The 10,287-nt window shown below is 58.6% G+C and carries 10 protein-coding genes and 1 pseudogene; 9 read left to right on the top strand and 2 right to left on the bottom strand.

Annotation, left to right across the window (positions count from 1 at the left end; genetic code table 11):
* Positions 1 to 35: 35 nt before the first annotated feature.
* Positions 36 to 179 (bottom strand): hypothetical protein, encoded by a 144-nt coding sequence (locus ACSQ3E_RS00055; protein ID WP_436121127.1) that lies wholly within the window; start codon positions 177 to 179, stop codon positions 36 to 38.
* 358 nt (positions 180 to 537) lie between these two features.
* On the opposite strand from ACSQ3E_RS00055, the gene ACSQ3E_RS00050 reads away from it, so the two are divergent.
* From ACSQ3E_RS00050 to ACSQ3E_RS00020, 7 genes and pseudogenes are all read left to right on the top strand, one after another.
* Entirely contained in the window at positions 538 to 1,773 is a 1,236-nt protein-coding gene (locus tag ACSQ3E_RS00050) for a reverse transcriptase domain-containing protein (protein WP_436121126.1), read from the top strand.
* Between the two features lie 12 nt (positions 1,774 to 1,785).
* Complete coding sequence (locus tag ACSQ3E_RS00045; protein ID WP_436121945.1) at positions 1,786 to 2,118, top strand: S1 family peptidase; 333 nt, start codon at positions 1,786 to 1,788, stop codon at positions 2,116 to 2,118.
* 294 nt (positions 2,119 to 2,412) lie between these two features.
* On the top strand, positions 2,413 to 3,171 hold the full coding sequence (locus ACSQ3E_RS00040; RefSeq protein ID WP_436121125.1) for a DUF5131 family protein: 759 nt from the start codon (positions 2,413 to 2,415) through the stop codon (positions 3,169 to 3,171).
* Between the two features lie 12 nt (positions 3,172 to 3,183).
* Positions 3,184 to 4,377, top strand: coding sequence for a three-Cys-motif partner protein TcmP (gene tcmP, locus ACSQ3E_RS00035; protein ID WP_436121124.1), 1,194 nt, complete (start codon positions 3,184 to 3,186; stop codon positions 4,375 to 4,377).
* Between the two features lie 489 nt (positions 4,378 to 4,866).
* Positions 4,867 to 5,805: a GHMP family kinase ATP-binding protein gene (locus ACSQ3E_RS00030; RefSeq protein ID WP_436121123.1), complete on the top strand. Its 939-nt coding sequence runs from the start codon at positions 4,867 to 4,869 to the stop codon at positions 5,803 to 5,805.
* A pseudogene (locus tag ACSQ3E_RS00025) lies at positions 5,795 to 6,830 on the top strand (PLP-dependent cysteine synthase family protein). The gene ACSQ3E_RS00030 and the pseudogene ACSQ3E_RS00025 overlap by 11 nt, the downstream one beginning before the upstream one ends.
* Before the next feature lie 235 nt (positions 6,831 to 7,065).
* The gene (locus tag ACSQ3E_RS00020) at positions 7,066 to 7,311 is read left to right on the top strand and encodes a helix-turn-helix domain-containing protein (protein ID WP_436121122.1); all 246 of its coding nucleotides are present in this window, start codon (positions 7,066 to 7,068) and stop codon (positions 7,309 to 7,311) included.
* Positions 7,312 to 7,423: 112 nt separating this feature from the next.
* Here ACSQ3E_RS00020 and ACSQ3E_RS00015 read toward each other — a convergent pair whose 3' ends face one another.
* A complete protein-coding gene (locus tag ACSQ3E_RS00015; protein WP_436121121.1) occupies positions 7,424 to 8,695 on the bottom strand; it encodes a threonine synthase in 1,272 nt (423 codons plus the stop codon).
* A gap of 231 nt (positions 8,696 to 8,926) precedes the next feature.
* Here ACSQ3E_RS00015 and ACSQ3E_RS00010 point away from each other — a divergent pair, with 231 nt between their 5' ends.
* Together ACSQ3E_RS00010 and ACSQ3E_RS00005 are read left to right on the top strand one after the other, a co-directional pair.
* Entirely contained in the window at positions 8,927 to 9,157 is a 231-nt protein-coding gene (locus ACSQ3E_RS00010) for a helix-turn-helix domain-containing protein (RefSeq protein ID WP_395447943.1), read from the top strand.
* A gap of 168 nt (positions 9,158 to 9,325) precedes the next feature.
* A complete protein-coding gene (locus ACSQ3E_RS00005) occupies positions 9,326 to 10,054 on the top strand; it encodes a helix-turn-helix transcriptional regulator (protein WP_436121120.1) in 729 nt (242 codons plus the stop codon).
* The last annotated feature ends 233 nt before the right edge of the window (positions 10,055 to 10,287 follow it).

Below are 10,287 nucleotides of genomic sequence, written 5' to 3'. Positions count from 1 at the left end.
TTTAAGGCAAAGGGCTTGTCAAAAGCCGTGATGACTCACGCCAGAAGCAGCCAGTCCGCGTTTCCATTCTGCGCGACCCTGGCTGCTTGGTAGAAATCCCAGCCACCGTCCCTGCCGCATATCCCGAGATCGTCGAAGCGTTGGCTGCCAGCGATCGATACGGAGATGAAGACCATCAAATACTCGGAGGCTTGCGGCATCTGATGTCGAAGCCATGGTCTCAGGGCATCCTGGTCGCTTGCACAGACCGTTCTCGACACAGGAGCAAATCGCCTTCGATCGGCGCCCCCAAATTGGCACATCAGCATAGCTGAGTCGACGTAAGGCTGCGAATTGTCGCTAAGAACGACCCAAGACGAGCAATGTCCAGTGGACAGTAAAAACCCAATCTGGATCACGCTCTTTCATGCTGATATCCAGAGCACACGGGGCCTCCATTCGCATACGGGCTGTGCAACTGCGGCTTAAGAGCAAACGTCTCGACACATCTTGCCCGCCGAATGCCTCTGTGGGCCGGCGTGATTGGAAGGAGGCCCCGTGCCATCGCTAAACCGAATTTTCGGTAGGCAGTACCCGATCACAGTCCCACCGGAGTTCGCCGACGAGACAGCGCTCCTCAAGTATTTGGGGATGAGCGCCAAGGAGTTGAAGAAGATCTGGTGGTACCGTCGACGGATGTACCACGAGTTCTCGATCTCGAAGGGTCGCGGAAAAACGCGCTTGATTCGAGCTCCTGACCGGAGATTGAAGATCATTCAGCAGAAGCTGGCGCCGTCGCTCGACAAGATCTATCGTCGTCGGAACCCTGTCCACGGTTTTGTAATTGACCGATCCGTGAAGACGAATGCGGAAGCACACGGTTCCCGTCGCTATGTTGTCAATCTGGATTTGCAGGACTTCTTTCCGAGCATTACCGAGAACCGCATTAAAGGTTTGCTTCGGTCCCTCGGGATTAACGAGCGCGTCTCAGAGATAGTCGCTCGATTGACCTGCTACGAGGCTTTCCTGCCGCAAGGTGCGCCCACAAGTCCTGTCCTGTTGAATATGATCTGTTATCGGCTCGATACGGAGCTTCTGCGCGTGGCAAAAGTCGCGCGTGCTATTTACACTCGATACGCGGACGACATCACATTTTCCGCATATCAGCCACCATCTCCGTTATTCGAGAATGGTCTTCCGCCAGTAGGAAAGTTCTCGCCAGAGTTATTTTCACCGAACCTTCGAAACGTTATCGAAGGCAACGGCTTCATCATCAACGCGCAGAAGGCGCATTATGCCGACCGAAATTCACGCCGCATTGTCACAGGCGTAAAAATTAACGATGGGCTGAATGTCGATCGCAGGTACGTTCGGAAGATAAGGGCGATGCTGCATTCAATCGAGAGGTCAGGTCTGAAGCAGGCTGAGGCGAGATACAGCGCGTCTGGCGGCAAGGGCAGCATTGAAGCGCATGTACGAGGGAAGATAGCTTACGTCGCTCATTTGAAAGGTGCAGTCGATCCCGTAATTCGGTCGTTAGCGACACGGTTCAACAGGAGCTTTCCTGAGCGCACTATCAAGGTGGTGCCTACAACTGAGGAAATGCGCGACCGCGCGATATGGATCGTCGATCATGAGTATGATGGTGGCAAACAAGGCACGGCTTTTTTCCTGAAGGGCGTGGGATTGGTGACGGCGGCCCATTGCATGGAAAACGCGGTCAATCCTGTCGTTTATCACCGCACTTCGAGTTCTAACACTTGGCCAGTAGCGGTCGCCAAGATTTGCAAGTAGCGAGACCTAGCCATTCTGCAGCACAGCATCAACGAAAATGAGTATCACGAGATGGAAGCCTCATCTCAACCGTCAGAAGTATCGGACTCTGTTATTGCATATGGATACCCGGGCTTTGGGCCAGGAGACCAATTGAATGTGCGGGATGGGAAGGTGACGTCGCTGTCCGTCAAAAGCTCGGTTCAGCGGATCGAGGTCGATCAAGAATTGAGTCAAGGCATGTCAGGTGGACCTGTTGTAAATACTGATGGCTATGTCGTTGGTATCGTTCACAAGGGTGGGCCTGATGAAGCTCGCCAAGTTGCGATCGACATACGCGAATTGCTAAAGTTAGTTTCTGAGTGACCTCGCAGCTGTGCTCACGTCTGCCACTGAACGAACTGCAGGTTTTCGATCACCACCGAAGCACCTCGGACGGCGCAACAGGGTCGGAAGCCGTCATGCACATCAGCCCACCCGCAACGGCAGCTATTCAATCCAAGAAGCCCAGAAGCGGGCTGTCTGGAATCGGCCCCGCTTCGGGCATAGATTAATTGGTCCTCGGCCTGCAGGGAGCTGCCGCAAGGATTCGTTAAATTTAACGCTTCCCTAACCGGCCGTGTCGCATTATGTGTTCTCTCTATGTTCTAAGGCGCTCGTATGGCCGGCACCACGGCAATCGAATGGACGGACGCGACGTGGAACCCGGTAACGGGCTGCACGAAGATCAGCGCGGGCTGCGACAACTGTTACGCGGAGCGTTTCTCCGAGCGCTTCCGCGGTACCCCGGACCATCCCTTCGAGCACGGCTTCGACCTCATGCTCCGTCCCGAACGGCTCCTGGCGCCGCTCTCCTGGAAGTCTCCGAAAATGATCTTCGTGAACTCCATGAGCGACCTCTTTCACAAAGAAGTACCGTTCCCGTTCGTTGACCGCGTCTTCGACACTATGGAGAAGGCGAACTGGCACACCTTCCAGATCCTGACGAAGCGTAGCTCCCGTATGCGGGACTACGTGAACAGACGCTACTCGGGCGATGCTGCGCCCTCGCACATCTGGCTGGGAACGTCAGTGGAGGACGGTAGCCGCAAGTCCCGCATCCGGCACATGCAGCAGATGAACGCCTCGATTCGGTTCCTCTCGGTCGAGCCGCTGATCGGGCCGATGGGCCGCATGGATTTGGACGGCATCGACTGGGTGATCGTGGGCGGCGAGAGCGGACCGCGTGCGCGGCCCATGGACCCCGACTGGGTGAGGGAGGTCCGCGACCAGTGCAGCGAGGCCGGCATTGCGTTCTTCTTCAAGCAGTGGGGTGGGATAAGGCCGAAAAGCGGTGGAAGGACGCTGGACGGCGAGGAATGGAGCCAGTTACCTTACGTCAGTCCGATTCTGGGAGGAGTGTCGGTCGCCGCTGAATAGGGTGGGAGGCAGATGAAACCCGAATACGCAGGCCGCGAGCAGACCCTCGCCAAGCACTTCATCCTCGAGAAATACCTTCAGTCCCTGACCTTCAAGCTCCTCCTCGGAGGATACTCGACGCTGACCTATGTCGACGGCTTCTCCGGACCTTGGGAGTCCAGGACCGACGACTACTCCGACACTTCCTTCATGATCGCGATCCGCGTCCTCAAGGACGCGCAGGCCCAGCTCAGGGCCCAGGGGAAGAACAAGACCATCCGCTGCTTCTTCGTCGAGGAGAAGGCGAAGGCGTACGCCCAGCTCCACGCGGCCGTGATGCAGCACCACGACCCGGCCAGGGGCTTCTACGTCTATACATTCCATGGGAAGTTCGAGGACGCCGTCGACGAGATCGTGAAGGTCGTGGGCACGTCGTTCGCGCTCACCTTCATCGACCCTACCGGATGGACCGGATACGAGTTCGACAAGATCGCCAGGATCATGCAACACCAGCCGGGCGAGGTGCTGCTGAACTACATGTTCGACTTCATCAACCGCTTCACGGCGTGGGACGACGTGAAGATCACGGCCTCGTTCGACGGCATCCTCGGCAAGGATTGGCGCAGCCGCCTCGATTCCACGCTGGCCCGACACGAGGCCGTGCAGGCCCTGTTCGCCGAGGAGCTCAGGAAGGCGGGCAAGTTCGGCCACGTCTTGTCGACGCCGATCGCGAAACTATCGGACCGCCAGCACTTCTCCATCGTCTACGGCACGCGCAACGCCGAAGGCCTCGCCACCTACCGGGAGGTCGAGTTCTCGGCGATGAAGGCGCACGGCATGCACAGGCACGAGGCGAAGCAGGCGATGAGGGAGGCCGCGACCGGGCAGGCCGACATCTTCGCCATGGCGGGGCTCCAGCCGCCGCCTCCGATCGAGACGCAGGTGAAGGGCTACCGGAGGGAGGCCAGGGTATGGCTGCTTGATCAACTGCGGACGCAGGGCAGGGCCTTCCCGTTCTCGGCTGTGTGGCAGGCCATGATCGAGACCTTCATGCTCCGGAGGACGGATGCCAGGCAGGTGTGCGCCGAACTGGCGAAGGAAGGACTCATAGCGAACACGTGGCGCGTTAACGGATCGAGGAAGAGCACCCCCGGCGACGACGACATCATCGGGCTGACGCCACCGTCCATTACGCCCGGATCTGACACAGCCACCGTCGCAGGTTGATCCAATCGTCTCGCGCAGCCGATGCACCGTTGGTGCCCGCCCGCGCTCAGTCCGCATCGGGAGACTTCGGTTGAATAGCGGATCGCTTACGGCCCTAGACGGACATCCCAGTCCGCGAAGCGTGGCGGATTGGAGGACCAACGGCCGGTACGCCTGTACAGTGCCGGCGCAAAAGGAAGCAGCGCATAAAGCGAAGACATCGGCACGTCTGGCAGGACAACAATGCCGGGATGATGTCGGAGCAAATTCGCGGCCACTTCGATCGGTTAGCAAGGCGACCTAAGGAGGTTCAGCATAGCGCCACGTAGGAGGAACCGGGACTGATCGCCTCCGACGAATGGTCAGCTGGCATCAGCAAGGCCTTCACATTTACTGAGAGTCCCGGCATAAGGCGGCAGTTTTCAAAGTCAATACCAGTATCCTGGAAGTGACGTACTGGAGCAGCAGTCCCATCATTCGAACCGAGTCTGGTTGTTCGGAGACAGGGCTATGGCAGACGCCGCCGTCGATCGCAGATTGGGGCTGGGAACGCTGGCCGATGGGCATGCGATCGCGCATCACGGCGAGCTTCTTCAAGGGGTGTTCGAGGATGATCGAGGTTGCCTCCACCGTGGTCTGGTAACGCTTCCTTTGGACAGACTCCGATCCACGGCAAATCTTGTGCTTGAGGAGGGTGGGCAGCTCAGCGTCGAGCCACGAGGCCGAGTCAAGGCGTTACGCGCTGCGCAATTGGCGGCGGAGCATCTGGGGTATCCAGAATTGGGTGGTCGCCTCACTATTCAAAGCGATATCCCGATGGGGCATGGCTACGGCTCGTCCACCGCCGATGTGATTGCGTCCATCCGCGCGGTAGCGGCGGCCGTGGGTACGAGACTGGTGCCTGGCGTCAGTAGCCGCTTGGCCGTCGCTGCCGAAACCGCGTCGGATGCAATCGCGTTTGAAACTGAAGCCCTTCTCTTTGCGCAACGGGAAGGAGTTGTCCTGGAGCATTTCGGAGGTTCGTTGCCACCGTTTGTGCTCGTGGGCTTCAAGTCAGGCGTCAGCACTGGGATCGATACGCTCGAGCTGGCCCCAGCGCGATACAGTACCGAAGAAATCCAGCTCTTCCGCGTTCTTCGAGGAATGGTTGCACGCTCCGTGCGCTATCAGGATGCGCACCTGCTTGGCCAGGCGGCGACGATGAGCGCGCGGATCAGCCAGCGCCATCTTCCCAAGCCACATTTCGACGTCGTGACCGGGCTTGCTGATGATTATCAAGCCTGCGGGATTCAGGTGGCCCATAGCGGGTCCCTTTTCGGGCTAATGCTGGATGTCCACTCAGCCGGTCGAGAAAGAATGCGCACGATCATTGCCGCCCTGCGGGATCGTGGCTTTCATGACATTGGCATCTTCCCAATCAATGTGGAGGATCGCGCTTATGTCCTTTGAAATCGATTACTTTCGAGCACTGGAAACACCGCGTCTCGCTCGGCTCGGACCGAACGTTGCCGTGGCCGCGTTTCCCTTGATGAAGCTGATGCCCGCGCGCTTCATCCTCGACCAGGCCGAGAAGTCGGGAGAGTTGAAGGCTGGTGCCCACATCGTTGAGACAACCTCGGGCACGTTCGGCATGGCCGTAGCCCTACTGGCCGCGGCGCGTGGTTTTCGGCTCACGCTGGTGACCGCGGCCACCCTAATGGATCAGGCGTATCAGGAAAGGGCTGGAACGGTTGGGCGCGAAGGTCGTCGCACTTGCGGACGAGCGAGGCGATGGGAACCAGACTGGTAGATTGGCACATCTCAGGGCGGTCACGGAGAATGAGCCAGGCACCTTCTGGACACGGCAATACGACAGTCCGGGCAACTGGCAATCCTATGCCCGCCTTGCCGAACTGTTCGTTCGTTCGATGGGCCAGGTTGATTGGCTTGTCGGTTGCATTGGCACCGGCGGCTCGCTGTGCGGGACGGGTACTTTCCTGCGCGAGGTTTATCCGCATCTGAAGATTGCCGCTGTCGACACGCATCGCAGCGTGCTGTTCGGGCAACCCTTGGGCAAGCGAATGCTGCGCGGGCTAGGCAATAGCGTCCTTCCGGCAAATGTCCGGCATCATCTGGTCGACGATGTACACTGGGTTGGTGCCTATGCGGCCTTTCATTCCGCCCATTCGCTCTTTCGCAATCAGGGGATTTTCATGGGGCCGACGAGCGGAGCAGCGGCTCTCGTCGGCGAATGGATCGGTCGAACCAACCCGGATTCAGTCGTCGCGGTCATCATGCCCGACGAAGGACATCGTCATGCCAACACGGTCTATGACGACAGATGGTTGGCAGTGCTCCCAGGTTGGCCCTGTGCCCCCGTTTGCGAACCCGAAACCCTTGTTGCAATCGAGCCGCGTGAAGAATGGGAATGGACGAGGTTCGAGTGGTCGAGGAGATTGCTGGACGAAGTTCCGCAGCCAGTAGCGACAAGCTAAATCAGTGCAACCGAAAGCGGGCAAGTCTCACGCAGTGTCCTGCTCGGCAGGAGCTGTTCCACTTAGCCACTGCCATCCAGACGCCAACAACTGGAGCTTGGTGTCTGTCGGATGGAACATTCGCCGAGGGGCATTTGAAGCTGCCCGGAAGCCGTATGTCGTCGCTGCTGGAGAATATTGCCGGCGAACTATTTGTTGCCATCCCCGCTCAATGCAAGTTCGGCAAATTCCCACGATGAACCTTCGTAATGCATTTGGTCTGAACCTGCAGCGACTGCGTCGCAAACGCGGGTTGTCTCAAGAGCAACTGGCTCATCTTGCCGGATGCGCTCGGGCCTATCTCAGCGGGGCAGAAGCTGGGCGCCGCAATGCAACTCTCGACATGGTGGAGGCGCTGGCAACGGTGCTGGAGGTAGAACCTGCGGACTTACTGAAGGATTCGGCAAGGAAACGAGATAGTTGTTGCGTCGATGATAATTGAACCGCCCGCGGAATGGGAATGGACGCGGTCGATTGGTCAAGGAGATTGCTGGACGACGCTTTGCCACCGCTCGGGCGCGGTTGAACATCTGCAATCGGAAGTCTATCGAGTCTCAGGCAGCCGCCGGTTCTGTGGCATGTCTCCCGGTTGCCCACTGCCATGCGGCCTCGACACTCTCAAATGGAGCTGGGGTGGCGGCCGGATTTGCTGAAATGTCGAGGTCCTTCAGGCCGGTGGCCGTCACAACTGCCACCACCCGATCGCCCGGCGCTATGATCTGCCGATCTCGCAAATCCTGGATTGCGACCAGAGGTGCGACCGAAGCCAGTTCTACGAAAAGACCTTCTCTGGCAGCCAGCGTCTTTTGCATGCGGATGAGCTTCTCGTTGGATACGCAGACAGCATGGCCACCGGTGTCGCGCAATGCCTTCACCGCCTGGTATGTGCTCCTCGTCGTGCCGATCGAGAGAGCAATTGTTTCGAAGGATGGTTCCTGCTCCTCGATCCGGTCAAAGCCATTCTCGAGGGCTTTGGAAAGCGAGCCATGCACTTCAGCAGCAACCAGCCTTGGCACTCGCGCGATCTCGCCCCTGCTACGCAGGTCGTGGAAGCCGGCCGCCACTCCTGCGAGGGCGTCCCCATAGCACACCGGAAGCACACACCAGTCAGGCAGATGCCCGTCCGCCTGCTCTGCAATCTCGTAGGCGATCGTTTTGTAACCTTCGATGCCAAGCGGGTGACTGCCGACGACGGGGTGTTGATAGGGGGAGGTAACAAACCAGCCGAGACGATCGGCAGCCCGCTCAAGAAGTTTCCACCTGTCGCTCTTGTCGGCCATCGGGATAACGGAAGCCCCATAGGCATGAATCTGCGACAACATCGGACCAGCGGCTCCGGCAAATGTCGCGACGACACAGCCGAGCCCAGACTTGGCCGCGTAGGCCGCCAGCGATGCGCCGGCATTGCCTGACGACGCCGTCGCCAGCACCCTTGCCCCTTGACCGCGCGCCATCGACACCGCGACTGTGGAAAATCGATCCTTGTGAGATCCGGTCGGATTGCGCCCCTCATCCTTGATGAAGAGCTGAGGGACGCCCAAAGCTTCCCCAAGTCGCTCTGCTGGCAGCAGTGGGGTCAAACCTTCTCCCAAGGACACCACCGGACCGCTAGGGCGCGGCAGAAATGATCCGTAACGCCAAAGGGAACTGCGGAGAACGCCCCCATCGGCCTGGTCGTCAACCGCATCTGCACCGCGCGAATAGATCGGCTGGAGGTTTGCCGGGGCTTGTTCAACGCACCTGGGACAGCCTCTGGAATCTATCCTGATGTCGCTTGCATGTTCGGAGCCACATCGGATGCAGCTGTATCCGGAAATAGTCGCCATGTGGTCGAAAGCTCCGTCTACGCAATATTGGTCTGTCGGGCGGCATGATTGGAGAGAAGGCCTTCCGAACGCTGCTTGTGGCATCAGGCTGCTAGCGACTATCCGGACGCCTTCGGGTCCTTGTCTCGGGTCTGGTTTCCGCAGCCGATCAAACAGCATATACCGCGCGTGTCAACGAAAATGTACACTATAGTGCGTTGCATTATAGTGCACATTCGGCAAAATCACGCGATGAACCTTCGCAAAATATTCGGTCTGAATCTGCAACGGCTACGCCGGGAACAGCGGTTGTCGCAAGAGCAATTGGCTCACCTCGCCGGATGCGCCCGTGCCTACCTCAGCGGTGCTGAAGCGGGGCGCCGCAATGCAACGCTCGACATGTTGGAGGCGCTGGCCACGGTGCTGGAGGTGGAGCCTGCGGACCTTCTGAAGGATCCGGAAACTAGGCCGGAACCGAGATAGCGCGGTTCTCAGGCGGGCATTTAGGCGAAATGCTTTCAAAGCGCTGACAAATGAAAACTAGAGTTAGCAATCTGCATGCGAAACGCTGAATCCGCCTGACTAGGCTGAACGGCCCTGCCATCATCGATGCGGGCTGGTCGCATAGTCGGCGGTTTTGGAGCGCGGGTGATGAACCCCAGTATGTTCGCAATGCTTACAGGCGCGCTCGCGAGAATTGATGCCGCAGTTACGCCAGCGGACGTTTTGAAAGAACTGCTCAGCATCTTGCGGCCTTTCGGCTTTCGTCATCTGCTCATAACGGGCCTGCCTCCGCCGCAGCGTGGGCCGTGGCAGCGCGAAATCCTCTATGACGGCTGGCCAATAGAATGGCTCAAGCATTATCTTGCCAGCGAGCATTTCACCCAAGATCCGTGCGCCTCACGCAGCCGCTTGGTCGGCCAGCCCTTCGTCTGGCATGACTTGTCGCCCAAGGGCATGACCGGTGGGCAGTTGCGCGTGATGGGCGAGGCCGCAGAATTCGGACTGAGGAATGGCTTGTGTGTTCCTGTCCATGAGCCTCGAAGAGCTCCTTCGGTCGTGACCGCTGCGGGCGAACATATCGAGGTTTTGCCCGAAGACATTCCAATCCTTGAAACGGTATGCGTGCATGCCTACCGAGCGCTTCGCCGGCTGCGTGACCGAGGTGAGCTATCGCCTCGGATCACCCTGACTGATCGAGAGCGAGAAGTTCTGACATGGATAGCAGCCGGCAAGGCAGCTGAGGACGTAGCTTGCATTCTTGGGATTTCGCGGTTCACGGTCGAGCGACATCTGAGCAACGTCAGAGATAAGTGCGACGCGGTGAATACGATCCAGGCGGCAATGGAAGCCGTGCGGCGAGGGGAAATCTATCCCTGACAATACCAGAAAACCGGAATAGTCGGTCCTTGCCAGCCTAGGCTACGCGTCGTCAGGTGCGTACCCCGTTCAAACTTCATATCGTCGATTGGTCAAACCGCCTGATGTATCAGGATCATCTCGAACGCTATTTTCGCATTCGATATGAAATCTACGTCATTGGCCGAAACTGGCAGGAAATCGACAGGCCGGTTCCACTGGAGATCGACGCGTTCGATACCAGGGACGCTATC

This window comes from Aminobacter sp. LjRoot7 (assembly GCF_964252895.1).
In the GTDB taxonomy this organism is placed as follows: domain Bacteria; phylum Pseudomonadota; class Alphaproteobacteria; order Rhizobiales; family Rhizobiaceae; genus Aminobacter; species Aminobacter aminovorans_B.
Note: the sequence above shows the minus strand (reverse complement) of the source record. Positions and strands in the feature narration are given on the sequence as shown.